Consider the following 26634-nt stretch of genomic DNA (forward strand, 5'->3'; position numbering starts at 1 on the left):
GCGCCGGCTATCATGGTTAACGGCAGATTACGGCAAGATGGATATTTCGACGGATCGTTGATCGGACCTCAGTCAGGCAAAGGGAGAACACGCCATGGCAAGACTGGTATTTCGGGACTTCGATGAGTTTGCCGAAGCGATAACAGGGGTAGACGGACGCTTCATTCCGACGGCTCGCTCGACCTCGGAATGGTGGACAGAGGCGGTGCGCCCGGGCGCTGTTTCGCTACAGCAGATCCAGATCGGGAGCCCGACCACGTTCGCGGGCGATGGCGAGCCTGGCCGCTTCACACTCGGTTTGCCGATGACCGATCCGACGCACATCCGGATCGACGGTCATTTTCTCGAGCCGGATGCGTTCATCACATTGCACGAGGAGCAGCCGTTCACGTTCACCGGCCAGGACGTGGTGCGCTGGGCCGGCATCAGCGTGCCCAACGAGACCAGGCTGATCTCTCACGATCTGTTGCTCACCGCACGCACCGGCGGCGGTCCGCGCACTCGCTCTGCGCTGCCATATCTCGATCGTTTGCGCTGGGTGACGGAGCGCGCCATTGCCGCAAATCTGGATCTCCATGAGCCGGCAGCTGTGCAGGCCATCGAAGAGGAGGTCGCGATCTGTCTCACTCATGTGCTCGAGCGCAGCATGAAGGTGCAGGATCGTCATGTCGGCCGGCCGCAGTTCTCTCGCAGTCGGGTCATCGCCCGCACCTTGCAGCTGATCGAAGCCAACGAAGGCCAGCCGCTGTTCATCGAAGATCTGTGCCGTGCGACGCTGGTCAGCGAGCGCACGCTAAGAAACATTTTCCACGAGTTCTTCGGTGTCGGCCCGATGCGATTGCTGAAGGTGCGTCAGTTGCGAGAGATTCGCGCCGCGTTGCTGCGTGCCGATCCGCAACGCGACACGGTCACGCGCATTGCCGCGCGCTTCGGTATCTGGGACTTCAGCTTGTTCGCCCGCAACTACAAAGCGTTGTTTGGCGAATCGCCGTCACGCACGCTGCGCACGCCGCCTTCGGATGTGAGGGTGCGCTCGCCGGTGTCGTGGCTGCACTACGCGTCGAAGATTTTTATTGATGACATGCGGCCGATGGCCCATCCGCATGTCGAAGACGGCAATGGCGAGGATGTCGAACCGCCGCTGGTGATCCAGTCGGGCGACGTGGCGCCGCTGCGGGCTAAGTCCTGAAGAGCTTTGCTACAGGCTGGCCCGCATGAAAAACAGCGGGCCGGCCATCTTCATATCGAAGATGCCTGGATCGTCAATGTCTCGGGAATCGACTTCCACGTGGAAGTTGCGATAGCCGAGGCCGAACACCAGATACGGGTTCATGCGCCAGGTGAGCGCAACGCGGGCATCCAGCACCGAGCCGTCGATCTCGTCGAACTCCACCGACAGATATTGCGCGCGGGCTTCGACCGACCAGCGCTCGTTGAAATCGAAACGGCCTTCGATGCCGACCAGCGGCAGCGGCGTTACGGCCGTTTCGGATTCACGCACCACCCGGCTGCGCACCACCGCGTTCGCGTCCACTTCGACGACCTGCACGCCAAACGTCAACGCGACATCGACGCGCTGAGTCTTCGCGACGCTGTAGCCATACGTGAGACCGACCGACGTAAAGTTGAGTGTGCTGTCGACGCGCTCGCCGGGTCGGTAGGTTTGATCGTCGAACACGATGGTGCGATCGATCACGGTCCGCGCCGAGCGTCGCAGACTGAAGCCACTGAGCCGGATCAAATGGCGTTCGCCCGGCAGCAATGTGATCTCGGCCAGCGGCAACAGCTTGCTGTCGTCCAGCCCGAGATCGTCTTCGGCGTTGATCAACGTGCCCTGGGTCGCCAGGGTAGGGTCGACACGGATGTCGGTGTCGACGCCGGCGTTCAGTGTCATGACTTCGACCCGGAACCGATCTTCCATGACGTGCGGCTTGGGTTGCGGCGCCCAGTCCGGCAACTTGTCGTTGGTGGGCTTCGGGGCGGCGGCGTGTGCCACGCTGAACAGGCTCAGCGCGAGAGTCATGGCTACGCTCTGGGCGACGCGCGTGGCAGCGCGCTGGGCAACGGTGCGTTCAGCAATCACTTCGGGCACTCCGGCGTTATTGCCTCGGATTATGCCCGTGTGCTCACACAGTCGCGACCCAGTGATCGTCCCAGCGGATCGGTTGCGAGCTGGCGATTTTCAGGAACTGTGAACGCAGTCGAGTTTCGTCCAGACCGTACGCCGTGCCATCGCGTTGTGAAGCGAGGATGGAGCCGTCGGCAACTCGCGACAAACCATATGTTTCCGACGCGGCGATGAAGCCGAGATATCGCTCATCGCTGATCGACCAGCACGCGACGCCATTGCCGTACGGACATGCCGCAGCAATCAAATCATGCGCTTCGCTGATTGCGATGCTGGCAACGTAGCCCTGGAACTTCGGAATCTCGGACGCAGGCGCGGCGAGCAAGCGGAACTGCGCTGGGTTGCCAGACTGCGCTGGCCGATACAGCGCGACGATGCCGGGTGCTGCGTTCTTGTCATCACCTTCGTACTGCAGGCCCACTGCAGTAATGCCTGTGCCGGTCATCGACACGTGTCGAATGCTCAACAGATGCTCGGGCAAGCGCCACTGTTCCTTGCGCTCACCGCTGGTCGCATCGATCACACATAGCGACGGGTCCATCGTCGGAATGTTTAGCTTGCGTCGGAAGCTGCGCGGATGAGTCATGATGCCGCCATTGGCGACCAGCAATGAGCGATGATCTGGCAGCCACGCTACTTCGTGCGGGTCGATGCCGTTCGTATGGATCTCACCAAGGATTGCAAAGTTGCGCACATCGCGCACGACCACGACGCCTTTCGCCCGCTCGTAGTCATGTTCGGGGGTGAGAATCAAATTGCCGTCGGCTGAATAGGTGCCATGGCCCGCGAGATGACGGCCTGGCGCGGTCGTGAACACGGCGCGCGCTTGCATCGTCGCGCGGTCCAGTTCGAACGCTTGCGTTCCGGGTCGTCGCGCGAAGAACAAAACGCGATTGGGATCGCTGGGATGAACAGCGCAACCGTGCGCCCGCATCGGCACGCGAGCGCCGAAGACCTTGTCATCCTGCAACGACAAGCCGCCGACGTACTGATCGCCACGAGCATCTTCATACGCAGAGAGCAACGTGCCCGTGCGTGCCTTGCTCTCGGAGGAGAACAACAAGCCGCCGGCCGCGACTGCACTCAATGAGGCCGATGCCGCCAGGAAGTGGCGACGCGACCACTTGGGGGCGTTGACGCTGGATGCGTTCATAGGGAGTCGATGAACCTCAACAATGCCTCGCGATCCTGCTTGGACAGAGTGCGAAATGCTTCCTTGGCGCGCTCGCCTTCACCGCCGTGCCACAGAATCGCTTCACTCACATCGCGCGCGCGGCCGTCGTGGAGCAGCCGCGTGTGACCATTGACTGTCTTTTGCAGACCCAGCCCCCACAGCGGCTGCGTCCGCCATTCGCTGCCGCTCGCCGCGAAATCGGCTCGCCCGTCAGCCAGGCCTTCACCCATGTCATGCAACAGCATGTCCGTGAACGGATGGATGGTTTGATCACTGAGCCAGGGCTGATCCTTGATCGTGCCGGTCTTGAACGTCGCGCGATGGCATGACTCACAACCAGACTCGAGGAACAACTTCGCGCCGCGTTTCACTTCAGGCGAGTCGAGATTGCGGCGCATCGGCACGGCCAGCATGCGCTGATACGTGACCATGTGCTCGAAGATCTCGTCGCTGATCTCCGGTTCGCCGCCGCTCGGCGCCGCCAGGCACGCGGTCTGCACCGACGTGCAGATCTGCGTCGGACGGATCGAGGTCGTCATGCCGATCTCGCTGGAGAATGCGGCCGCCGTCTGATGCGCAATGTCGGGCTGATTCAACTTCCAGCCAAACCGTCCCAGTACGGCACGACCGACCAGCGGATCCCACACATGATTCGGCCGGCCCGAGATGCCATCGTTATCGGCGTCGTCCGGATCGCTGCGCTCCATGATCTGCGCTTCGGGAATGGCTTCGAGCAAGCCCGAGCCGAACACAGCCGGCGCGATGCGTGGCGACAACTTCGTATCGGCCGCCAGTTCGCCGTATGCGAGCTCTTCGAAGGAATATTCCGGCGCGAGCAGTGTGTACGGCGTGCCATCGCCGTACGTGCCGGCAATCTCGCGATGACGAATGCGAAGCTTTCCTTCCGCAGGCACGCCACCGATGGCAAACGGATTGAAGTTCACCCCGTAGTTGGGATCCGCCTGCGGCTCGTTGTTGTCGCCCGGCGTCGGCGTTGCGAACTGAATCACGAGTGACACGGGCTGCTCGTCTTCCGTCAAGGGCGGCTGACCGCGACCATCGTTGTTGTGGCACTGATCGCAGCTGCGCGCATTGAACAGCGGGCCAAGCCCATCACGTGCGCCGGCGCTTGCGGGCGCTACGACCCAGGGGCTGTTGAAGAAGGCGTTGCCGATGAAAAACTCGCCTCGCTGCGCAACCGTCAGGTTGGTCGCGGGCCGTGAGAACGCATGACGCGATGACTCGCTCACCGTCATGGCGCCACCGGAGTTGGGTTGTAACAGCTCCTCGGTCGACCTGCCTTTCGAGCAGGCGCCAAGGAAAGACATTGCGCTACACAGCGCCGCGAGGCCGACGAGCTTGGCGACCTGGGCTGGCTCTTCGTGAATACGGATCATCGCGGTCTATTAATCTCCCAGTCCTTCCAGATCGGACAGGAAGACGTCAATGGACCGGGCGCCGCGCGAGAACGACAACGCCTGCGCGCGCAGTGAGTCGATGGCGGCTTGCAGGCGAGCGCGGCCTTCAGTGTTTTCCGCCAGGATCTCGCGATCGAACGGATTCTTCACGGCGCCCACCGTTTCACGCGTGCGCGCGAGACGGGCTTCGATTTCTTCGGCAGCGCGTGCGTCCTTCGCTTTCACCAGATCGGCGAGGCTCGGGCCGCTGACGGTCGTGCCGTCGCGCCGCTGGTAGCGACCGAAGTAAACATTCTCGATGCCGACGGCGTTGGCGCGCAGCTCGTCGGCGGTCAGATCGCTGAAGCAGGATTGTTCCTCTTCCTGATCGGACGACAGCAGCGGCACGTTCATGCGCTCGCCGGCCATTTCCACTTCGGCCAGCGCCGCGATGCCCGTGAACATGCGCTTCAGGCTGGTGTACACGTCGCCGGTGACGAACGAAGTGCGATAGTTGGGTTCCTTCGATTCGCGCCACTGCGCCGCCACCGATTCCAGATCGCTCAAAATGAGGGTCGAGGCCGCCTTCAGATACTTGCCGCGACGCGCGTTCACGTCGGTCGCGGCATCGCCTTTGACGACGAAGTCGGTGTACGGACGCTGACCGGCCGACTCAGGCGGCGTGTTCCAGTCCTGGCCCCACAGCAGAAACTCGACCGCGTGATAGCCGCTGGCGATGTTCTTCTCGCCCCCCAGCTCGTTCTGATCCGCGATCAGCTCGGGTGTGATGTCGGGGAAGCGCTCGACGTTGCCGATGATGTTGAGGCCGGGGGCGGCGTTGTATTTGTCCAGGACCACCGCATCGATGTGGTTCTCGTCCAGCGGCCAGCCGTTGAGCTGTCCCTCCGGGCCATCCTCGCTGTCGATGGGGCCGCCGTAGAACCGGAAGGCTTCGGTGTAGGCATACGGAATGCGCGCGGCACGCCAGCGCTCGCGGGCGGCGTTCAAGGTCTCCTCGCTCGGATTGGCGAGCAGGGCATCGATGGCTTGGTCCAGCTCGCGCGCGGTGGCGAGCGTGTCTTCGTACGTCGCCAGGACGATCTGCGCATAGTTCTCCAGCACGGGCTGGCGGGGATCCACCGGCTCGGTGCGGGTGCAGCCGGTCGCGAGGGTCAAGCAGAGTGCGGCCGCGGCGGCGGACTTCAGGGCGGATGCGAGCATGTTGGGGCGCTTTATTGAAATGGATGCGGCCCGCCAGGGCGGGAGACAGCCGATTTTATTCGCAATCGAGAATGACTCGCAATTAAGAATGAGTCGGCGCCGCACGAATGGCGGTCAATGCGATCTCACGCGCGAGGGCGGTGGCGAGTCGCCGAACGTGGTAGGTCGAAGGCTCTGGCGGCGGTGCAGGATGTGAGTGAGCTCTTCCCCATCGACACCGAGCCGGTCGGCGGCTTTCTCGATGGAGAGTCCTTCACAAACGATGAGGCTGACGGCTGCCCAATACAGAGCGGCTTCGGTCCGGGTGTCGTGCTGGCGCTGCATGTTGCTCGTTGCGTCCGTCCCGACCGAGGGACACGCAAGGCAGCATGTTGCGGGGGATCAAAGCTCGGAGAAACCGGCACATGTACTGAAGCCGGTCGTGAGGGCACCGCGGTAAATGCTTAGAAAAAGGGGACAGATTCGCAGAATCTGTCCCCGGATCGGTTCAGATGATCAATCAACGGCTCTCGGCTTCAGCGAGGCGCTTGCCGATGAACTGCCAGTTGGCGATCTGCTCCACCACCGCTTTGACGAAGCCGGCGCGGTTCTGCTGGTGGTCCAGGTAGTAAGCATGCTCCCAGACGTCGCAGGTCCACAGCGCGTAGCCGCTGGTGATCAGCGGATTGTCGGCGTCGTGCGTCGTGGTGATCTCGAGCTTGCCGTCCTTCGCGACCAGCCAGGCCCAGCCGCTGCCGAACTGGCCGACGGCCGCTTCGACGAACTTGTCGCGGAAGTTCTCGAACGAGCCGAACGAGGCTTCCAGGCGCTTCTTGAGCGGCTCCGGCGGTGAGCTGCCGCCGTTCGGGGCCAGCGAATTCCAGAAGAAATCGTGATTCCAGACCTGCGCGGCGTTGTTGAAGATCTTGCGCTCGGTGCCGGTCTTGTTGGCAGTGGCCTTGATGATGGACTCGAGGTCCTGCTTCTCCATCGGCGTGCCGGCGATGAATTCGTTCAGCTTGGCCACGTAGGTCGCATGGTGCTTGCCATGGTGATGATCCAGCGTGCGCGCCGAAATCGTCGGGCCAAGAGAATCTTTAGGGAACGGCAGGGGCATCAATTCGAACGCCATGGCGAGCTCCAGCTAGCGCTAAGACAGTGGGGGGTAAAGGGGCCAACGTATCGTAGAGGGCGAAGTTCCCCGCTCGATCCGGGGGCCTTCGTTACCGTTCGATGACGAGGGGGCCCGAAAGAATACCTTCCCCGACAGGCCCTTGGCCACCCGCCCCTGCCGTGCAGGCGCCGTTGGGCCAGTGCGTCAACGAATGTGATTCATCTCACGGTCCGCGCGGTTTCGCTTGCACGGCCCTGGCGACTTCAGGACGAAATCGAGACGTCGCGTCAATAGTGAACATGCGCAACGCCGCAATAGCGACTATATTTCGCGTGTTCCGTTGCGCGGGCCACGAGACCGAATAGAAGTCTCAGGCGGTCACGGAAGCTCGAGGGTTCAACACGAAGGAGCAGGGGGGCGTGTCCGCAGGGAGCGGTCAGCCGCATGCACCGGGAGGATGAGACGTGGGCAAAGCGACACAGATCGCAGCCATCTTCGCCTTAGGCGTCGTGGCGATGGCGGGAACGATAGCGGTTCAGGCAGCGGAGGACGCTCCAGCGAGCGGCTTTGTCTCGCTCAAGCTCGAAGGCAGCTGCGATGCGCAGAACACGCGCCTGTGGCTGGTCAATACCCACACGTTCAAGACCATCGCCACCACCGTGCGCTGGCGGGCGGCGGGCGGCAAAGATCTCAGCGAGCAGTTTTTTCCGGGCCCGAACTCGGTGCGCGAGATCGGCTGCGCCGCTGAAGCGGAAATCCTGGACGCGAAATTCGCCGATTTCTAAATCAACCGCGGCACAATAAGATCGTGTAACTCGCACTTCAGGGAGCGACGAGTGCTCGATCCTGGTCAAGACAGCGTCGTGCTGCCCGACGGCACGTCGCTGGTGTTCCGAACGTTTCGCACGACTGGCTCACCCAAAGCGGCGGTGATCATTCCGTCCGCGATGGGCGTGGCGCAGAAGTTCTACACCCAGTTTGCGCACTGGCTCGCGCAGCAGGGTTATCACGTCACCACGTTCGACTATCGCGGCATTGGTTTCTCCGCGCCCCGTTCGTTGCGCGGTTATCCAGTCAACATTTTCGATTGGGCGCAGGACTGCGCCACGGTCATCGACATGGTGAAGTCCGAGGTCCCCAACGTGCCGCTGCACTGGGTCGGCCACAGCCTCGGCGGTCAACTGCTCGGTCTCATTCCCAATCGCGATCGCATCGATCGCGTCATTACGGTTGCTACCGGCACGGGCTATTGGCTCGAGAACACCTGGCGTACCAAGTCTGTGGTGTGGTGGTTGTGGTTCATCGCCGTGCCGCTCGCTCTGCGCACTGCCGGTTACTTTCCCGGCAAACGGTTGCGCAAAGTCGGCGATCTGCCCTTCGGTGTGATGCAGCAGTGGCGCCGCTGGTGTCTCAACCGCGAATACGTCGTTGGCGCCGAAGGCGATGACGTCCGCGCCGACTATGCGTCAGTGCGCACGCCGATGCTGTCACTGTCGTTTACCGACGACGAAATGATGTCTGCGAAGGGCATCAAGTCACTGCACGGCTTGTATGCGAATGCGCCTGTCGAATATCGCCGCATCGCCCCTCGCGAAATCGGCGCACGCCACATCGGTCACTTCGGCTTCTTCCGTCCACAGTTCGAACAAACACTCTGGCCGCTCGTGCCGCAATGGCTGAGCGTGCGTTGAATCGAGTGAGCTGGTGGGAAAAAAATAGCGTGCGCGAGGTTCATCACATCGCGCACGCCGGCATCCGAGATGGCTCAGGGGGATAATTGACCATCGTCGTAAGCACGTTGAAACCGAAGAGACTCGCGCCCTAAGACGCTCGGTTTCATAAATGCAGGAGGCGTGCCAACTCTCAACGGCCTGGAAGTGGCGGAAAATAAGGGCTGGTACACGCGAAGATTTGCCGAAATGCACTCGTGGTGTGCATGGGCGTACCGCCGAGCGACGAAAGTAGTGCGGCGAGGGCCAGTTGTCATGAAATTGTCAATGAGAAGAGAAGGCCGAGGTTGCAGGCGCGTTACGTAGTGTGAAGGGACACTGCGTTCAGGGTCTCGGAAAATCACTTGCTTTCCCCGATTGCCGGCAAAAGTTTGTGTCACTTAGCGTTTGCCGGCTCAACAAATACATCGGTAGCTCACGGAAGAGTGCACGACCCAAAAGCGGTCGAACACACTAACCCTGGGAATGCCGGCTCATCCGAGAAGCTGCAGCAATTCGGGGAACATGGTCGATGAGTATCAAAGGACGATGCTGGTTGTATGGCCAGTTCGCCATGTCGGCGTTGGTGGCGATGATCGCGCTTCTGCTTTCGCACGCTGCAACGGGTGTGTGGTGACCAATGCAAGTAGCAACACCGCGCGGGCTACCGCCAATGAGCGTGCTCTATTTGCTGATCGCCGGGTTGGTAGACCTTGGCATTGCACTCTTGCCGGTATGGGCTTTGACTCCGGACGGCAGCTTTTCTCAGCGTGCAGCGTTCTTATATAGGGCAGTCATGCACGCGGCAGATGTATCTCCGGCCGAGGTGGTGACGGTATTCTGGCTGCCGTTTGCGGGAGCCATGAGTTGCATCGGCGCGGCAATTCTGGCGCTCTTTGTGTCCAGCAGGTTGGCAAGCGCGCGCGTTGTGTTGGGAGTGCCCTCGGTCGTAACGGTCGGAGCGCTTGCATACTTTGTGATTGTTCGGGCAGATGTGCATGTGATGGCGTTGTCGCTTCTGCCGTTAGCGGGGGCTTGGTGGGAGTATCACCGCATGGGAAATCCATGATGGCTACATGTTCGGTGAAGGCGTAGGGCGGCAAGCGCGGGTCGCGATGCTTCTGGGAACCGGTCGCGCTTTGCGACCGGTTCAAGACCTCGACTTTGGCGCAAGGGCGTGCCAAGGGCAAATGAACAGGGGCGAGTTCACTCATCGAGGTTTGCGGTAAACCCGATGGGCCGCTTCTTCGGCTCCGGCGTATGCATGAGCTCGCGGATGGCCTCGAGGATGCCGACGATGGCTTGGTCGTGTGAATCGATCTTGCGCTCCAGTTCTGTGAGTTTCTGAGCAAGCTCTTTGTTGGAGGCGAGCAGTTCTCGCATGCGCACGAAGGCGCGCATGATCTCGATATTGACTGCGATCGCGTGAGAGCTCTTGAGGACGCTGGATAGCATTGCAACGCCCTGTTCGGTGAAGGCATGGGGCGCATATCGCCGTCCACCGCGCCCCTCGTTTGAGGTCACCAACTGTGATCTCAATGTTGCCCACTCGTCTGCGGTGAGTTGGAACATGAAGTCCTCCGGGAAGCGTCTGAGGTTGCGTTTGACGGCCTGGACGAGCGCGCGGGTCGGGACGCCGTAAAGGACCGCCAGGTTCGCATCGAGCAGCACGCGCTGGCCGCGGAGCATGAGAATCGAGTGCGAGATGCGCTCCACCGGCATGAGTGCGGCATCTTTGTTCTTCGCCATTGCTGCTCCTCCATTGTGACGTTCGGCGGAACATTCGATAGGAATCGTCGGTGGTTTGAGCTTAGCTCGGTGCGCTCGGACTGTGTGTGTAACAACAGGGCGCGATTCGGCGCGGATTTGAGTCTTTTTTTGATGCCGCTGCGCGCGCGTGGCGCGCGGCAGTTCGCGCGAAGAGTGCGCGAGCGATGTTCCGCGGCAAGCGCCGCGGGCGCGCGAGCGGATCGGCCGTCGCGCGCGTCCGCGCTGCGACTAGCGCCGCTTGGTGGTATTCAACGTGACGGCCGCACCTTCCAACGCTGCCGATTCCGCGCGCACTGTAATCTTCCCGGCTTGATCCGCCTTGCTACGCACGATCACAAGCGCAAGCCCATTGAATGCCTCGCGCACCGGCGATTGAAATGGCACGAAGCTAGTCGGGTCTCCGTTATCAGTCGCGACGATCTCACCAGGGCCGTCCACGGTGAAGCGAATGGAGTTCTTCGCAGTCGAAGCGGGCAGACCGTTCTTATCGAGCACGCGAACGGTGACGAACGACAGGTCGCTGCCATCAGCTTGGATATTCGAACGATCGGCCGTCAGCTCAAGTTTGGCGGGCGCGTCGGCGGTGCGCACGGAGGCCGTCGCCCATTCCTTGCCATTCTTGTAGCTCACAGCCCGCAGCTCGCCGGGCTCATAAGTCACATAGTCCCAGCGCAGGCGATACTCGTAAGCCGCGCGCTTTTTCCGGCCTTGCGATTTGCCGTTGACGAACAGCTCGGCCTCATCGCCAGAAGTAATCAAATGAACCGGCGTGACTTCACCTTCGCGGCCCGGCCAGGTCCAGTGCGGCAGCAAATGCGCGAGCGGCAGCTCCGGGCGCCACTTCGCTTGATACAGATAGAAACGATCCTTCTTGAAGCCGGCGAGATCGATGATGCCCGAGTAAGAGCTCCGCGATGAGTAGTACGGAGTCGGCTCGCCGAGATAATCCCAGCCGGTCCACACGAACTCACCAGCAACGTAAGGATGCTGATCCTGCGCGGCGAACGCGCGATCGGCGGAGGTGCCGAAGTCGGCGGCGTGCAGCTCATAAGCGCTGACTTGCCGGGTTTTCGGATCACCGCCCGATCCCGGGCGCACTGGGCCGCTAATGCTGCCGCTTACGGGGAACTGATACTCGCCACGGCTGCTGAGTGCCGACGCGCTTTCGCTGGTAAGTATGACCTTGTTCGGGAAGCGTTCGCGAAACGCGGGAAACTGCCCGGGCAGGCTGCGGATGCCGGCGCCTTGATAGTTCAGGCTGATGATGTCGACAGCGGCGGGCAGCGGCATGTCCGGCTTTGCCCAATTCATCGCGGTCGTTGCAAGTCGCGTCGGATCCTCTTCACGCACGATGTTCACCAGCTTGTTCGCGATCGCGGCGCCGTGTGCGTCGGTGTACTGCTCGCCGACTTCGTTGCCGACACTCCACAGGATGATGGAAGGATGATTCCGATCCCGGCGCAGCATCGAGCGCAGGTCCTGCTCGTGCCAGTCCGGGAAGATCAGGTGAAAGTCGAGCGGGGTTTTCTTGCGCTCCCACACGTCGAACACTTCATCCATCACCAGGATGCCCATGCGATCGGTCAGTTCGAGCAGCTCCGGCGCAGGCGGGTTGTGGCTCATCCGCACGGCGTTGGCGCCCATCTCCTGGAGCATTTCCAGCTGGCGCTCAGCGGCGCGCACGTTGAAGGCCGCGCCGAGGGCGCCGAGGTCGTGATGGTTGTTGACGCCGTTGAGTGGAATGCGCTCGTCGTTCACATACAAGCCGTTGTTCGGGTCCAGGCGTAGCGAGCGGATGCCGAACCGCGTCTCATAGCGATCGATAGCCTTGCCACCGCGCGACACCGTCGTCACCGCGACGTATCGATTGGGGGTTTGCGTCGGTCGCGGTCCCCACAAGCGTGGGTTTGCGAGCGTTGTCGATCCTCGCAGTTGAGTGTTCGCGCCGGCCGCAACGCGTGCGTTGCCGTGGTTGATCTTGGCGAGGACACCGCTCGTTCGCTTGCCGTCGGCGTCCAAGGCATAGAAGTCCGTTGAAACTTCGACCGACGTTTCGGTCTGCGAGTCGTTATCGACGGAGACAGAGACATCGATAGTGGCGGAGGCCTTGGAAACTTGCGGTGTCGTGACCTGAGTGCCCCAGTGACTCACGTGCACGCGATTCGTCTTCGTCAACCAAACATTGCGATACAGGCCGCCGCCGGGATACCACCGCGCCGAGTGCGGAGGATTGTCGAGACGGACGACGAGCTGATTCGCGCCGCCGAACGTTACGTGTGGAGTGAGATCGAGGCGGAATGAGTTGTAACCGTACGGCCAGCCGCCGACCAGCTTGCCGTTGAGCCACACTGTGGCGTACGACATCGCGCCATCGATATCGAGAAAGATCGAGCGATCACGATCGCTCGCCGGAATCTCCAGCTTCTTTCGATACCAGCCGATGCCCCAGCTCGGCAGTCGCCCCATGCCGCCATACGGACCCTCGCTGATGAACGGGCCGCTGATCGCCCAATCGTGCGGTAAGGTGACATTGCGCCAGGTGCTATCGTCGAAGCTTGTCTGCACATAAGAAACATCGCCGCCGGGATCGCCCGTGGGCCGTTGATGTCGGTGCGCCGGATCTTTGATGAAGGCATTGCCGGATGGCAGGATCCACGGCTTCAGAACCTGCTGCCTGGCTGCTGCGACCTTCGCGGCTTCTTCGGGTTTCGCATCCGCTTCCTTGCCATCCTCGGTCAGTGTGACGACGGGGCGCACGTCGTACATCAGCGGCGTCGCGAGGCCCGCCGGATCGCCCATTTGAAAGCGCCAACCAGCGTTGATGGAGATGCGCTCGCCGGGCGCCGTGGTTTGAGCTGCGACCCATGCTGGCGCAGCGAGTGACAGGGTGCAGAGCAGGGCGTTACGCCAGTTCAGCACCGAGCGTAACGCGTGGCCCTCATCGCGGCGAGGGCGGAAAGAATTTCGCATCGTTGGAACCCTTCAGCGGCAAGTTCGGCACGTCCGGCGCCGACTCTGGCATTATCTCAGACAAATGAAATGCTGCATACTTCCAGCGCAATCGCCGGAGACGAGAGGAGCGCTGATGATTTTTCGTGCTGTGTTGATCGGGATGGGGTGCTTGTTGTCGGGCTCTGCGTCGCTGGCTGAGAGCGCCGTTGCCAAGTTGGAGTACGGCACTGAGAACAACATCGCGTACTACGACGCTGCGACGTTGGCGCGCGCGGACGGATATCAGAAGGAGCAGGGCAAGCTCGACGTTTACTACCCGAAGGGCACGAAGGGCTTCGCCACCGTCGTGTGGTTTCACGGGGGCGGGTTGACGGGCGGCAGCCGATACTTTCCCAACTTGAAGGATCAGGGCGTCGCGCTCGTCGCAGCGAGCTATCGACTGGCGCCGAAGGCGCAGCCGCCGGCGTATCTAGAAGACAGCGCGGCTGCGGTTGCGTGGGTGATCAAGAACATCGAGCGCTACGGCGGCGATCCGAAGAAGGTGTTCGTCTCGGGTCATTCCGCGGGCGCGTATCTCGCAACGATGATTGCGATGGATCCGAAGTGGCTCGGCGCACACAAGCTATCAAATCAGTCGCTCGCGGGCGTGATCGCGGTCAGCGGCCAGATGACCTCGCATTTCACGGTCAAGAAGCAGCGCGGCGACAAGGGGCCGGAGTTGCGGCCCATCATCGATGAATACGCGCCGCTGTATCACGCCGCAAACAAGTTCCCGCCGATCTGCCTGATCGTGGGCGGGCGAGATATCGAGTTCAAGTCGCGCGTGGAGGAGAACGAGCTGATGGCCGTGACCTTACGCAATCTGGGTCACAAGAGCGTGGAGTTTTACGAGATGGCGGGGCTGGACCACGGCACCGTCGAGCAAGGCGCGATGATCATCATGCGCGGCTTCATGCAGCGGACACTGCAGGGAAGTGGCAACGAGTAGGCGCTTACGTCCGCCGCTTCGCATTCTCCAGCGCATCGATGGTTCGCGGCCAATCATCTTTCAGCAGCCGCGACAGCGCCCGATCGGCGAGGAGTTTGCCGCCGGTCTGGCAGCGCGGGCAGTAGTTGGTTTCGTTCTCCGCGTAACGAATGCGCTGGACGGCCGTGCCGCACACCGGGCACGGCTCACCAAACTTGCCATGCACAGCCATCTCTTTGCGAAACGCGGTGACCTTCTCCGGAAAACCCCGCGTCGCTTCGGTGCGCAGGCGTTCGATCCACTCAGTCAGCACGTCTTGAACGGCGTCGTATAGCCGGCGCCATTCATCGTCATCGAGCTGCTTGGTCTGAATCATGGGGGAAAGCCCGGCGCGATGCAGGATCTCGTCGGAGTAGGCATTGCCGATACCGCTGAGAATGGTCGGGTCGGTGAGCGCCCGCTTGAGCGTGTGATTGCGTTCGCTCATGCGCTCACGAAACACTTTTGGATCGACGCCGAGCACTTCGAGCCCGCCGCGATCGTGCTCTTCGAGTTGCGCCTCGCCGGCCACAACATGCAGTGCCGCGCGACGCTTCGTGCCGGCTTCAGTCAGCGTCAGCACGCCATTGTCGAAGTCGAGCTGGAGCAGTGGCCCGCGAACCTTGCCACGGTGGTCTGGCGCATACCAATGCAGCCGGCCGGCGATCATCAGATGAATCACCAGCCACACATCGTTGTCGAAGCCGATGGCGATGCGCTTGCCGAGCCGGCGCAACTTCGTCACGACGTGGCCTTCGCAGCTTTGCAGCGGCGGTTCGGCGGTGCGCAGCAGGAACGGATTCTTCAACAGAATCCGCTCCAGCCGGTGCCCGACGAGGCGGGCCTCGAGCGACTCTATGTAGACGGCAACGTCAGGCAACTCTGGCATAAGTGCCTAACGGCCAGGCTGGGCTCAGAGTTCGCGCAGGCCGGTCGTGATCGGCAACTTCGCCGCACGCAGGCTGGGCAGCAGTCCACCGATGAAGCCGAGGATCAGCGCGTAAGTCAGGCCTTGGATCAGCAGCGGCGGCGTCACGGTGAAGGCGAACGTCAGCTGACTGAAGGTGGCGAAATTCATCGTCGACGCGCGCACGCCATTGAACGCGAGATAGGACACGACCATGCCGACGGCGCCGCCCACCAAGCCAATCAGCAGTGCCTCCACGAGCACTGACGTGATCACAGGTGCCGGGCCAAAGCCCAGCGCACGCAGCGTTGCGATCTCACGCGTGCGGGACGAAACAGCTGAGTACATGGTGTTGAGCGCTGCGAAGATCGCGCCCAGACCCATGAGAATGGCAATGGCGCTGCCGATGGTGCTCACCAGCGTCACCAGAATCTTGGACTGCTCGGCGTAGTACTGCTTCTCACTGATCACGCGCACGTTGAGGCGCGGATTGGTCGACAACTCATCCTTGAATGCCTGCATCGCGCTCGGGCTGGTGAGCTTCACGCGCATGGATTGATACGACGTGCCGCGGTTGTACGCACCCTGGAGTACGGTGGCATCGGTCCAGATTTCCGATTCGGCGACGCTGCCGCGGTCTTCGAAAATGCCCGTGATCGTCCAGTCGGCGTTGCCCAGCCGCAGCCGGCTGCCAACGGTGAGGCCGGAGAACTGCATGCTCGCGCCTTTGCCGACGACAATTTCGAACTTGCCGGGCGTGAAGTTCTCGCCATCGACGATCTTGAAATTGCTTCTCAGCTTCGCAGCCTGTGGGCCGACGCCACGCAAAGGAACATTCGCCGCGGTGCCCGTGCTCTTCAGCGGCACGTCGACCACGACGTACAGCTCGGGAGAGGCGACCGGCCCTTGGTCATCGCGTACTGCCTCTCTGGCGTCAGCAATGAGACGCGTCTGTTCCTGACTGAGGCCGCTGCCCATTTCATCTGTCGCGCCATTTCGCAGCACGATGGCGACATCGTCGGAGCCAGAGATCTCCAGCACGGCTTTGAAGCCTTCGGCGATGGACAGCACGCCGATGAGCACGGTGACGACGCCAGCGATGCCGATGAGCGCGACGATGGACGACGCCGCGCGCTGCGACATGTTGCGCACGTTCATGCTCGTGATCGCGCCAATCTGAGCCCAAGAATTGTTCGACATGATTGCTGTTCCTTCCTGGCTCAACCTTTACGCAACGCGTCGACGATCTTCAGCCGCGATGCCTGTGTGCAGGGCAGGGCTGCGGCGAGGCCGCCGAGCAGCACGATCAATACGACGCCAATGCCCCACGTCTCGGTCGGCATGCCAAGCACCGGGAAGAACTGCGCCACTGCCGCGCCGATTCCTTTGCTTGCGAGTGCTGCCAGCCCCAGGCCGGTCAAGCCACCGAGCGCGGTGACGAGAATTGCTTCAGCAAGGATCAGCAGCGTGACGCCCGCGCCCGAGAAGCCCAGCGTCTTCATCACGCCGATCTCGTTGATGCGCTCACGAATCGACTGACCCATGGTGTTGGCCGTCACCAGCAGCATGGTGAAGAATACCGCCGCGGCGACGAATGTGAGCAACTTGCCGATGTTGCCCATCTGATTCGCAAACCCCTGGATAAAGGCCTTTTCCGTCGAAGTCTTGGTCTCGGTGGAGGAGTTGACGAACAGCTCGTCGATCGAGCGCGCGATGTCGGCCGAGCGTGCCGGATCCCTGACCTTGACGACCACCCAGCCGATCATGTCCCGAATCTCGCTGCGCGACTCGTTCAGATAGTCGTAATGGAAATAGATGCTCTGGTTGTCACCGTTGCTGGCTTCGTAGACGCCGGCGATCTTCATCGGCCAGACGTTGCCGCCATCGTCTTTGCGGGTCCAGATGTTGGAGCGCAGCGGAATGGTGTCGCCGACCTTCCAGCCGAAGCGCTGCATCAGCAGTGGGCCGACGATGGCGCTGCCGCGATCCTGCAGGAACGATTGCTTTTCCTCGGGCTTGAGCGTGTATTCGCTGTACACCTCGAAGAAGGTCGGTGCCTCGATGGCGAACGCCGGCAGCTGGTTGCGGTCTTCCTGATAGATACCGCCGAACCAATCCTGCGAGGACGCGGCCACCACGCCATCGACGCCCTTGACCCGATTCAAATAGGCGAGCGGCAGCGACTGCACGAACGAGGTCTTGTGCATCGTGATCAATCGATCGATGCCGGCGAGCTCGGGGCTGCCCGACATCGCGACGCGCAGCGTCTGCATCAGCCCGAACAGCAGAAACGCGACGATGATGGACGCCAATGTGAGACTGGTGCGCAAGCGTTTACGCCCCAGGTTGGCCCACAGCAAAGGTAAGTATTTGAACATGACGTCACCTCATGCCGCGGCTTCGCGGCCCAGCTGACCCTTGTTCAAATGCAGAACGTGCTTGGCGCGAGCCGCGGCGTGCGGATCGTGCGTCACCATGATGATGGTCTTGCCCTGTTGCTGATTCAGAGCCTGCAACAGGTCCAGGATCTCATCGCCCGATTTGCGATCGAGGTCGCCGGTAGGCTCGTCACACAGCAGCAGGGTGGGATCGGAAACAATGGCGCGCGCAATACCGACGCGCTGCTCCTGACCGCCCGATAGCTCTCTGGGCTTGTGATGAGCGCGTTCGCTCAATCCGACCAGGCTCAGCGCCGCGTTCGCGCGCTTGCGTCGTTCCGCGGCCGACAGCTTCGTCAGCAACAACGGCAGCTCGACGTTGCGCTCGGCGGTCAGCACCGGCAACAAGTTATACATCTGGAACACGAAGCCGACGTGATCGGCACGCCAGCGGCCCAGATCCCCATCGGTCATCGAGTCCGTGCGCGTGCCGGCGATCTCGATGCTGCCCGCAGTCGGCCGGTCGATGCCGCCGATCAAATTCAGCAAGGTGGACTTGCCCGAGCCCGACGGCCCCATCAGCGCCAGGAAATCGCCCCTGGGAATGTCCAGGTCGAGGGCGTGCAGCACGTGCACGGTCTCGGCGCCCCGCTTGTAATCTTTCGCCACGCCACGCAGTCGAACCAGCGATTCATCAGCCATGGTGTCACTCCGCTTTCTTTTTGACCGGGGCGCCCTCGGCGAGGCCCGGCACCGATTTCCCTACAAGGACGTCGCCAGCAGCGATTCCCGACAACACTTCTGTTTGTCCGCTACGCACGCCACCGGTACGCACCGCGACTCGTTCCACCGAGTTGTCCCGCACGCGCCACACGAACGCGGTGTCACCATCTTTCATGATGGCGTCGCTCGGCACCCGCACGGCAGGGCGGGCGGCCGCGGCGGCCGGCTGACCGGCGCGGTCGTCGAGGAAGCTCACTTTCACTCCCATATCGGGAAGGATGCGCGGATCGAGCTCGTCGAACCCGATGCGCACGCGCACCGTCGCCTTCTGACGATCGGCAGTCGGCACGATGTTGATGACGTGACAGGCGATGGTCCAATCCGGATAGGCGTCCAGCACCGCTTCGGCTTTTTGTCCGGCCTTGACCCGATTGATGAAGGCCTCGTTCACGTCGACCTCAATCTCTCGCGAATCCATGTCAACGACTGTCGCGATTCCGGTCCGGGTGAAGCCGCCGCCGGCGGAGATCGGAGAAATCATTTCGCCAGGCTGCGCGTCCTTGGAGACCACGACGCCCGTGAACGGCGCACGAACTAACAAATCATCGAGGTCCTGAGCGCGCACGCGAACGCTGCTCTGGGCAACTTTCACTTCGCTCTTCAATGCTTCCAGTCGCGCTTGCAGGGCGCCATGTTCCGCCTGCGCCGAATCGAGTGCCTGTTCGCTGACCAGCTTGTCGGCACGCAGCTGCTGCGTTCGGCGCAGGTTGCGTTCAGCTTCGGCCAGGCGCACTTCGACTTCCTGCAGATTCTTGGTCGCAGACTCGAGCTGACGTTCGGCGAGGTCGAGCTGCGGGCGCATGGTCGTATCGTCGAGGCGCGCGAGCAGCTCGCCCTGCTTGACCTCGTTGCCCTCTTCGGTGAACACCTCGACGACCTTGCCTGTGACTTTTGCCGACACCGTGGCCTGGCGACGCGCCACTACGTAGCCCGAGGCATTCAACACTGAGCCGCCGCCACTGCCGCTGTTGGAAGTGGCGACCGCAGTTACTGTCTCCACCGCGATAGCGTTGTCTCGGAACAATGCATATGCCGCCGCCACGACCGCGAGCACCAGTACAGCGGCGATGAACCATTTGTAGACGCCACCTTGGCGAGTGTCGCGTGCAGGTTCCGGGCTGCGTTCGATACGGAGGCTGTCGAGTGCGTTCTGATCGAATGACATGGAAGCCTTTAGTCCTTTAGCAGCCGCGCGCGTAGCGAACGACGGGCGCGGTCATTGGTATATGCAAGGAAAGCCAATGCCGGTGCCGGCAGGCGGCACGGATTCTAATCCCGAGGGCCCGGCAGAAGTAAGGCGCGTCGGCGAAAAGCCGCGTAACGCCGGTGAGATCCGCGGATAATTCGTCAGTAACTTCGATATTTGCGCTACCGCGCCGGGCGCAGAAGAAACAAGACCTGCGCCTGTTTCTTTCTGCCGGATCCAGGCACGCGTCAGGCCAGCGCCCGCTGCATCAACAGAAACTGCTCCGTAATCGGCACCATCGGCATCGTGAAATAGAACACTGCGCCTTCGCTCGGTTTGCCTTCGGCCCAGATGCGGCCCCCGTGACGATCAATGATCCGCGCGACGGTGGCCAGGCCTACTCCGGTGCCTTCGAATTCGGCGGCGCCGTGCAGGCGTTGGAAAGGCTTGAACAATTTGTGTTCGTGCGCCATGTCGAAGCCGGCGCCGTTGTCCCTGACGAACAGCGTCGCCATCGAGCCATGTTGCGACTGGCCGACCTCGATGCGAGCGTTCTCGGTACGCGACGTGAACTTCCATGCATTCGCCAGCAAGTTCACGAACAGGTCGCTGATCAGCCGCCGATCGCCATGTACCGACATGCCGGGCTGAATCTCCACTGCGACATTGCGTGACGGGTCCTTCTGCCGCAGGTCCTGCACGACGCTTTCCGCCAGCGCGCTCACATCGATGATCTCTCGATGCAAGGTGTGGCGGGAGATGCGGGACAAGACCAGCAGCGCATCGATCAGCTCCGACATCTGCTTCACGCTGCCTTGAATACGAGTCAGTCGGCGGCGTTGCTCTTCGGTGGCATTGGGCAGCGACAGCTCGAGCAGCCCCGCCTGGCCGGCAATGGTCGTGAGCGGCGAGCGCAGATCGTGCGAGACCGACGCCGTGAACGCTTCGAGCTCCCGATTCGCCCGCGCGAGCGATTCGTTTGCATCCCGCAGCTGCCGGCGGCTGGGCGCCGACAGGATCTGTGGCAACGAGCGCCATAGCAGGATGGCGGTGGGCACCGAAGCCGCGGCGGCGATCACTTTGATCACACCTTCGAGCCAGTAAGCGGTGTGCCAGACATTCCACACGTTCATGACGTGGGTCAGCCCGCAGGACACGATGAAGACGCCGAACGCCACCAGCAGCCAGTTGAACGGCAGGTCGCGCCGGCGCCGTGCCACATGGATCAGCACGAACGGGATGGTGAAATACGCCATCGCAATCACGATGTCGGCAACGACATGCATCCACAGGATGCTCGGGGTCCACATATAGCTGTGTCCGTGTGGCAAAAAGTGTTCGCCGCCAAACCAGGACACGTCGGTGTCGGGCATGCGTTTCGCCACTCCTTTAAATACCGGCGCGCATTGTAAGCCGTCCATTGCGGCCCACACGCAATCCCGGCGCGGGTTTGTCGATCTGGTGTCGCAAAAGCATGACCTCGTTCGTCTTCATTCCAGCGTTCAATGCGCGCCGCCTCGAACGGTCGCACGGAAGGCCATGAAGAGCAGCGAAGGTTGGTCCACGTCGTCGCGGCTGGCGATTTACGCAAGCCCCGAGACTGTGCAGGGGCCGCTCGCGGCTGACTAACTGGTACTTTACGCAGCCTGGTTTCGCTGTTCGGATAGTTTAGAAAAACTCACAGAATTCTACCATTAATCAATACTGGCGCAGTAATGGCTCTGATGTGTATTCAATTTTCTAAACAGCTTTCGATGCAGTCGCGGGCCGCTCGCAGGGCTCGCCGTCACCGGCCAGCTATGAAAACGAGCACGCGGCATAGCGGAAAGTTATTACAAGGTGTACCGGCTGGACGGTATATTCACCGTCCAGTCGGTACAGCGAGGTTGAGCATGGCGGAGTTGGCATCGAGCACGGTCACCCCGGCCCGAGAGCGCATTCTCGAGGCGGCGGAGCGGGTGGTCGGTGACGTCGGTGCGGCACGCATGACACTCGATGGCGTGGCTCAGGCGGCGGGCGTGAGCAAGGGCGGATTGCTCTATCACTTCCCCTCCAAAGAGTCATTGCTCGGCGCGCTGGCCAAGCGCTATGTAGAGAGCATGACCGACTGTGTGGAGCAGGCGAAAACCGGCACCGGTGAGACCGATGGCCGAGACCTCAAGGCCTGCATCGTCGGTATTCTCGCGCAGCAGCCCCGAGCCAAGATTGCCGGCATGGGCGCGGCGCTGTTCGCTGCTGCCGCGAACGATCTGGCGCTGCTGGAAGTGATTCGTGAGCGCATTGCTCAGTACACCAAGCAGCTCGAAAGCAGCGATGTGGATTTTGCTCGGGCCGCGGTCGTGACGCTGGCGATCGATGGCCTGATGATGCGCGAATCGATGCGCATCTCTTGTTTCACTGAAGAGCAGCGTGAGCTCGTAGTGCAGCAGCTGCTGCAGATTGCAGATGAGGCGTATCGCCGAGGCTGACCTTGCGCTAACCGGTAGTAATAGGAAGCCGGACTCCCGTCCAAAGCCACCCGTGTTGATTGCTCAGGCGCAGTGCGCTTGCGGCCACGTTTTTTAGTTTGTCAGGTAGACGCACATGAACGTCATTCGTCAGTCGTTGATGAGATCTCTGGTTGCCATCGCTGTCAGCGCGGCCTTGCTGACTGGTTGCGGTAAGGGTCAGCAGCAGCAGCACGCGCCACCGCCGCCGGAAGTCACGGTGCAGACGGTGGAAAACAATCCTGTGCCGCTGGACCTCACTTATACCGCGCGCACCGTCGGCTCACGCGAAGTCGAAGTGCGAGCTCGCGTGGGCGGCATTTTGCTCAAGCGTCGTTATGAGGAAGGCGGGTCGGTGAAGCAGGGCCAGCCGATGTTTCAGATCGATCCGGAGCCGGTGCGCGCTCGCCTGGCGTCCGCGCGCGCCGACGTTGCGGTCGCGAAGGCTCGTTTGGACGAGGCGCGTCGTCAGCACGATCGCGTGGTGCCGTTGTTTGAAAAGAACGCGGTCAGCCAGAGCCGGCGTGACGAGGTGGTGTCGGGCTTCGAAGTGGCGCAGGCCAATCTGGCCGCGGCCGAGTCCGCCCAGCGTATGGCGCAGCTCGATCTCGAATACACCGACGTCCGCGCGCCGATCTCGGGTTTGACCAGCCGCGAAGTGATGTCCGAGGGCAGCCTCGTCTCCACCGACCAGAGCTCCAGCCTGCTGACCAAGATCGTGCAGGTCGATCCGTTGTACATCGAGTTCTCGGTGCCCGAGGCCGAGGCGTCGATCATTCGCGGCTCGCTCGCGCCGGCCGGTCAAGTCGCGCCGCCGACTGTGAGACTGCTGCTGGAAAACGGCCACGAATATCCGGACAGCGCCAAAGTCACGTTCGTCGACAACGCCGTCGATCGCAATTCCGGCACCGTGCGCGTGCGCGCCGTGTTGAAGAACACGCAGGCGCACCTCATTCCCGGTCAGTTCATTCGCGCGCGTGTCGAAGGCGTGAAGTTGAGCAATGTCGTGTCGGTGCCGCGCAAGGCCGTGATGTCGAGCGCGCAGGGTCAGTTCATCTGGCTGGTCAATGGCGAGCAGAAGGTGGAATTCCGGCCGGTGCAGGTCGGCCGCTCGTTCGGCAACAACATCATCGTCACTGAGGGGCTGGCGCCCGGCGATCGCTACATCGTCGAAGGCGTGCTCAAGGTGCAGCCGGGTATCCAGGTGAGCGCCGTCGCGCCGGGTGCCCCGAGCCCGCAGGTTGAGCAGCCGGCGCCGAAGGAGACCGCATGATTTCCAAGTTTTTCATCACGCGGCCGATCTTCGCTTGCGTCCTCTCGGCGTTCATCGTGATCGCCGGTTTGGGCGGCATGATCTCGCTGCCCATCTCCGCTTATCCGGACATCATTCCGCCGTCGGTGACGGTGGCCGCGACCTATCCGGGCGCGACCGCCGAGACCATTGCCGACACAGTCGCAGCGCCGCTGGAAAAGGAAATCAACGGCGTCGAAGGCATGCTGTACATGAGTTCGGTGAACTCGGGTAACGGCACGCTGATGATCACGGTGACGTTCAACATCGGCACCAATCCCGATATGAACGCGGTCAACGTCAACAACCGCATCCAGGCCGCGGTGCCGCGCTTGCCCGAGGAAGTGCGACGCCAGGGTGTCGTGGTGCGCAAGGCGTCGACGACGTTCTTGCAGATCGTGTCGGTGCACTCGCCGGACAACAGCGTCGACATGCTCGCGCTCAGCAGCTACGTCACCCTGAACGTAGTCGATGAGTTGCGCCGTATTCCCGGCATCGGCGACGTGATGATGTGGGGTCAGGATTACTCGATCCGCATCTGGATGCAGCCGGACAAGCTCGCGCAGCTCGGCCTCACGCCATCGGACGTCGCGGCGGCCGTTCGTCAGCAGAACTCGCAGTACGCGGCGGGTCAGGTCGGTGTCGAGCCAATCAGCGAACAGGTCGACTTCACCTACGCAGTCACGGCGCAGGGTCGTATGCAGGAGCCCGAGGAGTTCGAGCAAATCGTCGTGCACACCACCGATACCGGCGGCATCGTGCGACTGAAGGACGTGGCTCGGGTCGAGCTCGGCGCCCAGATGTACAACAACCAAGCCACCATCAACGGCCAGCGCGCCGTGATGATGGCGCTGGTGCTGCAGCCCGGCGCCAATGCGCTGGCCACGGGCAATGCCGTCCAGGAGCGCTTGCAGGAGTTGTCGCAGGACTTCCCCAAGGGCATGGCGTATTCCATTCCCTACGACACCATCCAATACGTGAAGGTGTCGATCAAGGAAGTGATCAAGACGCTGCTGGAAGCGATGGTGCTGGTGTTCTTCGTCGTGCTGCTGTTCCTGCAGAACTGGCGTGCCACGGTCATCCCGATGCTGGCGGTGCCGGTGTCGTTGATCGGCACGTTCGCGGCCATGCATCTGTTCGGCTTCTCGATCAACATGCTGACGTTGTTCGGCATGGTGCTGGCGATCGGTATCGTGGTCGACGACGCCATCGTCGTGCTCGAGAACGTCGAGCGCATCATGACGACCGAGAACCTGCCGGCGCCGCAAGCGACCGAGAAAGCGATGGAGGAAGTGACGCGTCCCGTCATCGCCATCGTGCTGGTGCTGACCGCGGTGTTCATGCCGGTGGCGTTCCTCGGCGGCCTGGTCGGCGAAATGTATCGACAGTTCGCGGTTACGATCGCCGTGTCGGTCGTGATCTCCGGCTTCGTCGCGCTGACTTTAACGCCGGCGCTATGCGCGCTGCTGTTGAAGCACGACCACATGGTGAAGAACCGCTTCCTCGAGGGTTTCAACCGCTGGTTCGATCGCGTGACGCATCGCTACGAGACCGGCGTGCGCTTCGTCATGAAGCGTGGCGCAATGGCCGCCGGCGTCTTCATCGTGATGCTGGTCGCGGTGGTCGGTCTGTTCCGAGCGCTGCCGACGTCGCTGGCGCCGACGGAAGACCAGGGTTACGTGTTCGTGATCGGCTTCCTGCAGGACGCCGCTTCGCTGGATCGCACGGTGAAGTCGATCGAGACCGTGGCCGCCGGCGTGCGCAACCATCCGGCTGTTGCCAACGCTGTGGCGGTGGCTGGTATGGACCCGCTCACTCAGGCGATGAAGACCAACAGCGGCATCATCTGGTTGCCGATGAAACCGTGGGACGAGCGTAAGAGCTCGGATTTGTCTCCCGCTGCGCTGGTCGGTGCCGTGTTCGGTGCCGGTGCTCAGGTCAAGGACGGCTTCTTCTTCGCGGTCGAGCCGCCACCGATCGAGGGCTTGTCGATGACCGGCGGTTTCGAGGCTTACATCCAGTCGCGCGGTAGCGGCTCGATCAAGGATCTCGAAGCCGTGACGGCGAAAGTAGTGGCCGCAGCCAATAAACGTCCGGAACTCGCTGGAACGCAGACGACGTTCAGTGCCAGCGTGCCGCAGATGCGCATCGATCTGGATCGCGAGAAGGCGATGACGCTCGGTGTGGAAGTGGGACAGGTCTTTGAAACGTTACAAAGCACGTTCGGTGCGCTGTACGTGAACGACTTCAACCGCAACGGACGCGTGTATCAGGTGCAGTTGCAGTCGGAGCCGCGTTTCCGTGCGTATCCGGAAGATATTCGTAACGTGTACGTGCGCAACAAGAGAGGCGATCTGGTGCCGCTCACTGCGCTGGCCAACATTCGCGAAGTGACCGGCGCGGAAATCGTCGAGCGCTTCAATGCGTTCACGTCCGCGAAGATCATGGGCGCGGCGGCGGAGGGCTACAGCTCGGGCGATGCGTTGAAGGCGATCGAGGAAGTCGCTGCTCAGACGTTGCCGCCGGGCTATGCGCTGGCGTTCACCGGCACGGCGTATCAGGAGAAGATCAGCGGCGGTGCCTCGCAGGGCGTGTATCTGCTCGGCGTGCTGATGGTGTTCCTGATTCTCGCCGCGCAGTTCGAGCGCTGGACGTTGCCGGTGGCGGTGATTCTGGCCGTGCCGTTCGCGGCGTTCGGTGCGTTCCTCGCCGTGTTTGCGCGCGGCCTGGCGAACGACATCTACTTCCAGATCGGCATGCTCACGCTGATCGGCCTGGCGGCGAAGAACGCCATTCTGATCGTCGAGTTCGCGCTGATGAAGTATCACGAAGGCATGGGCCTGATGGAGGCGGCGATCGAAGGTGCGAAGCTGCGCTTCCGTCCCATCATCATGACCTCGCTGGCGTTGATCTTCGGCGTGCTGCCGTTGGCCATCAGCACTGGCGCGGGTGCCAATAGTCGTCATTCGCTCGGCACGAGCGTGATCGGCGGCATGTTGGCGGCAACGTTCATCGCGACGTTGTTCGTGCCGCTGTTCTTCAAGTGGATCGCTGGCTCGAAGGGCGGCGAGGCTTACGACGATGAGCATGGCAAGGGTAAGCCTCACGGTGGTGTGGAGCCGAAGCCGGCCGCGCCCCACGAGTCGAATTGAG

Annotated in this window: 22 protein-coding genes; 8 read left to right on the forward strand and 14 right to left on the reverse strand. The window is 62.0% G+C overall.

What is annotated here, in order from left to right; translation table 11 throughout:
- The first annotated feature begins 94 nt into the window (after positions 1–94).
- On the forward strand, positions 95–1189 hold the full coding sequence (locus D0550_RS16110; protein ID WP_116810219.1) for a helix-turn-helix domain-containing protein: 1095 nt from the start codon (positions 95–97) through the stop codon (positions 1187–1189).
- Positions 1190–1198: 9 nt separating this feature from the next.
- On the opposite strand, the gene D0550_RS16115 is transcribed toward D0550_RS16110, so the two are convergent.
- The 6 genes from D0550_RS16115 to D0550_RS16140 form a co-directional block, all read right to left on the reverse strand.
- Positions 1199–2023 (reverse strand): porin family protein, encoded by an 825-nt coding sequence (locus D0550_RS16115; RefSeq protein ID WP_161965859.1) that lies wholly within the window; start codon positions 2021–2023, stop codon positions 1199–1201.
- Positions 2024–2126: 103 nt separating this feature from the next.
- On the reverse strand, positions 2127–3281 hold the full coding sequence (locus D0550_RS16120) for a DUF1513 domain-containing protein (RefSeq protein WP_116810221.1): 1155 nt from the start codon (positions 3279–3281) through the stop codon (positions 2127–2129).
- A complete protein-coding gene (locus D0550_RS16125) occupies positions 3278–4699 on the reverse strand; it encodes a di-heme oxidoreductase family protein (RefSeq protein ID WP_206606329.1) in 1422 nt (473 codons plus the stop codon). The genes D0550_RS16120 and D0550_RS16125 overlap by 4 nt, the downstream gene beginning before the upstream one ends.
- A gap of 9 nt (positions 4700–4708) precedes the next feature.
- The gene (locus D0550_RS16130) at positions 4709–5920 is read right to left on the reverse strand and encodes an imelysin family protein (protein WP_116810222.1); all 1212 of its coding nucleotides are present in this window, start codon (positions 5918–5920) and stop codon (positions 4709–4711) included.
- Between the two features lie 114 nt (positions 5921–6034).
- Complete coding sequence (locus tag D0550_RS16135) at positions 6035–6244, reverse strand: hypothetical protein (RefSeq protein ID WP_116810223.1); 210 nt, start codon at positions 6242–6244, stop codon at positions 6035–6037.
- 175 nt (positions 6245–6419) lie between these two features.
- Complete coding sequence (locus tag D0550_RS16140) at positions 6420–7031, reverse strand: superoxide dismutase (RefSeq protein ID WP_116810224.1); 612 nt, start codon at positions 7029–7031, stop codon at positions 6420–6422.
- A gap of 446 nt (positions 7032–7477) precedes the next feature.
- Here D0550_RS16140 and D0550_RS16145 point away from each other — a divergent pair, with 446 nt between their 5' ends.
- The 3 genes from D0550_RS16145 (at position 7478) to D0550_RS16155 (ending at position 9791) form a co-directional block, all read left to right on the forward strand.
- Positions 7478–7798: a hypothetical protein gene (locus D0550_RS16145; protein WP_116810225.1), complete on the forward strand. Its 321-nt coding sequence runs from the start codon at positions 7478–7480 to the stop codon at positions 7796–7798.
- Between the two features lie 51 nt (positions 7799–7849).
- Positions 7850–8704 (forward strand): alpha/beta hydrolase family protein, encoded by an 855-nt coding sequence (locus D0550_RS16150; protein WP_116810226.1) that lies wholly within the window; start codon positions 7850–7852, stop codon positions 8702–8704.
- A 691-nt stretch (positions 8705–9395) separates the two neighbouring features.
- Positions 9396–9791 carry a hypothetical protein gene (locus tag D0550_RS16155; RefSeq protein WP_116810227.1) on the forward strand — a complete coding sequence of 132 codons (396 nt, stop codon included), beginning with the start codon at positions 9396–9398 and terminating at the stop codon, positions 9789–9791.
- A gap of 137 nt (positions 9792–9928) precedes the next feature.
- Here D0550_RS16155 and D0550_RS16160 read toward each other — a convergent pair whose 3' ends face one another.
- On the reverse strand, positions 9929–10444 hold the full coding sequence (locus D0550_RS16160) for an ORF6N domain-containing protein (protein ID WP_116810254.1): 516 nt from the start codon (positions 10442–10444) through the stop codon (positions 9929–9931).
- A 276-nt stretch (positions 10445–10720) separates the two neighbouring features.
- Entirely contained in the window at positions 10721–13462 is a 2742-nt protein-coding gene (gene galB / locus D0550_RS16165) for a beta-galactosidase GalB (RefSeq protein ID WP_116810228.1), read from the reverse strand.
- Positions 13463–13577: 115 nt separating this feature from the next.
- On the opposite strand from galB, the gene D0550_RS16170 reads away from it, so the two are divergent.
- Entirely contained in the window at positions 13578–14432 is an 855-nt protein-coding gene (locus D0550_RS16170) for an alpha/beta hydrolase (protein ID WP_161965860.1), read from the forward strand.
- Positions 14433–14436: 4 nt separating this feature from the next.
- On the opposite strand, the gene D0550_RS16175 is transcribed toward D0550_RS16170, so the two are convergent.
- The 6 genes from D0550_RS16175 to D0550_RS16200 all read right to left on the reverse strand — a co-directional run bounded on the left by D0550_RS16175 (position 14437) and on the right by D0550_RS16200 (position 21077).
- Positions 14437–15339: an Fpg/Nei family DNA glycosylase gene (locus tag D0550_RS16175; protein WP_116810230.1), complete on the reverse strand. Its 903-nt coding sequence runs from the start codon at positions 15337–15339 to the stop codon at positions 14437–14439.
- A gap of 24 nt (positions 15340–15363) precedes the next feature.
- Positions 15364–16557, reverse strand: coding sequence for an ABC transporter permease (locus tag D0550_RS16180; protein ID WP_116810231.1), 1194 nt, complete (start codon positions 16555–16557; stop codon positions 15364–15366).
- A gap of 20 nt (positions 16558–16577) precedes the next feature.
- A complete protein-coding gene (locus D0550_RS16185; RefSeq protein ID WP_116810232.1) occupies positions 16578–17735 on the reverse strand; it encodes an ABC transporter permease in 1158 nt (385 codons plus the stop codon).
- A gap of 9 nt (positions 17736–17744) precedes the next feature.
- Positions 17745–18437: an ABC transporter ATP-binding protein gene (locus tag D0550_RS16190; RefSeq protein WP_116810233.1), complete on the reverse strand. Its 693-nt coding sequence runs from the start codon at positions 18435–18437 to the stop codon at positions 17745–17747.
- Between the two features lie 4 nt (positions 18438–18441).
- On the reverse strand, positions 18442–19683 hold the full coding sequence (locus D0550_RS16195; protein ID WP_116810234.1) for an efflux RND transporter periplasmic adaptor subunit: 1242 nt from the start codon (positions 19681–19683) through the stop codon (positions 18442–18444).
- 269 nt (positions 19684–19952) lie between these two features.
- Positions 19953–21077, reverse strand: coding sequence for a sensor histidine kinase (locus D0550_RS16200; protein ID WP_161965861.1), 1125 nt, complete (start codon positions 21075–21077; stop codon positions 19953–19955).
- A 519-nt stretch (positions 21078–21596) separates the two neighbouring features.
- Between D0550_RS16200 and D0550_RS16205 the strand changes: the two genes are divergently transcribed.
- From D0550_RS16205 to D0550_RS16215, 3 genes are all read left to right on the forward strand, one after another.
- Positions 21597–22172, forward strand: coding sequence for a TetR/AcrR family transcriptional regulator (locus tag D0550_RS16205; protein ID WP_161965862.1), 576 nt, complete (start codon positions 21597–21599; stop codon positions 22170–22172).
- A 115-nt stretch (positions 22173–22287) separates the two neighbouring features.
- Entirely contained in the window at positions 22288–23463 is a 1176-nt protein-coding gene (locus tag D0550_RS16210; RefSeq protein WP_116810237.1) for an efflux RND transporter periplasmic adaptor subunit, read from the forward strand.
- Positions 23460–26633 carry an efflux RND transporter permease subunit gene (locus D0550_RS16215; protein WP_241520819.1) on the forward strand — a complete coding sequence of 1058 codons (3174 nt, stop codon included), beginning with the start codon at positions 23460–23462 and terminating at the stop codon, positions 26631–26633. The genes D0550_RS16210 and D0550_RS16215 overlap by 4 nt, the downstream gene beginning before the upstream one ends.
- Position 26634: the final 1 nt, after the last annotated feature.

This window comes from Steroidobacter cummioxidans, from assembly GCF_003104955.1.

Excerpts from the sequence above, each read along its gene's own strand:
- D0550_RS16110 (WP_116810219.1), top strand. The coding sequence starts at position 95 with ATGGCAAGACTGGTATTTCGGGACTTCGATGAGTTTGCCGAAGCGATA.
- D0550_RS16115 (WP_161965859.1), bottom strand. The coding sequence starts at position 2,023 with ATGACTCTCGCGCTGAGCCTGTTCAGCGTGGCACACGCCGCCGCCCCG.
- D0550_RS16120 (WP_116810221.1), bottom strand. The coding sequence starts at position 3,281 with ATGAACGCATCCAGCGTCAACGCCCCCAAGTGGTCGCGTCGCCACTTC.
- D0550_RS16125 (WP_206606329.1), bottom strand. The coding sequence starts at position 4,699 with ATGATCCGTATTCACGAAGAGCCAGCCCAGGTCGCCAAGCTCGTCGGC.
- D0550_RS16130 (WP_116810222.1), bottom strand. The coding sequence starts at position 5,920 with ATGCTCGCATCCGCCCTGAAGTCCGCCGCCGCGGCCGCACTCTGCTTG.
- D0550_RS16135 (WP_116810223.1), bottom strand. The coding sequence starts at position 6,244 with ATGCAGCGCCAGCACGACACCCGGACCGAAGCCGCTCTGTATTGGGCA.
- D0550_RS16140 (WP_116810224.1), bottom strand. The coding sequence starts at position 7,031 with ATGGCGTTCGAATTGATGCCCCTGCCGTTCCCTAAAGATTCTCTTGGC.
- D0550_RS16155 (WP_116810227.1), top strand. The coding sequence starts at position 9,396 with ATGAGCGTGCTCTATTTGCTGATCGCCGGGTTGGTAGACCTTGGCATT.
- D0550_RS16160 (WP_116810254.1), bottom strand. The coding sequence starts at position 10,444 with ATGCCGGTGGAGCGCATCTCGCACTCGATTCTCATGCTCCGCGGCCAG.
- galB (WP_116810228.1), bottom strand. The coding sequence starts at position 13,462 with ATGCGAAATTCTTTCCGCCCTCGCCGCGATGAGGGCCACGCGTTACGC.
- D0550_RS16170 (WP_161965860.1), top strand. The coding sequence starts at position 13,578 with ATGATTTTTCGTGCTGTGTTGATCGGGATGGGGTGCTTGTTGTCGGGC.
- D0550_RS16175 (WP_116810230.1), bottom strand. The coding sequence starts at position 15,339 with ATGCCAGAGTTGCCTGACGTTGCCGTCTACATAGAGTCGCTCGAGGCC.
- D0550_RS16180 (WP_116810231.1), bottom strand. The coding sequence starts at position 16,557 with ATGTCGAACAATTCTTGGGCTCAGATTGGCGCGATCACGAGCATGAAC.
- D0550_RS16185 (WP_116810232.1), bottom strand. The coding sequence starts at position 17,735 with ATGTTCAAATACTTACCTTTGCTGTGGGCCAACCTGGGGCGTAAACGC.
- D0550_RS16190 (WP_116810233.1), bottom strand. The coding sequence starts at position 18,437 with ATGGCTGATGAATCGCTGGTTCGACTGCGTGGCGTGGCGAAAGATTAC.
- D0550_RS16195 (WP_116810234.1), bottom strand. The coding sequence starts at position 19,683 with ATGTCATTCGATCAGAACGCACTCGACAGCCTCCGTATCGAACGCAGC.
- D0550_RS16200 (WP_161965861.1), bottom strand. The coding sequence starts at position 21,077 with ATGCCCGACACCGACGTGTCCTGGTTTGGCGGCGAACACTTTTTGCCA.
- D0550_RS16205 (WP_161965862.1), top strand. The coding sequence starts at position 21,597 with ATGGCGGAGTTGGCATCGAGCACGGTCACCCCGGCCCGAGAGCGCATT.
- D0550_RS16210 (WP_116810237.1), top strand. The coding sequence starts at position 22,288 with ATGAACGTCATTCGTCAGTCGTTGATGAGATCTCTGGTTGCCATCGCT.
- D0550_RS16215 (WP_241520819.1), top strand. The coding sequence starts at position 23,460 with ATGATTTCCAAGTTTTTCATCACGCGGCCGATCTTCGCTTGCGTCCTC.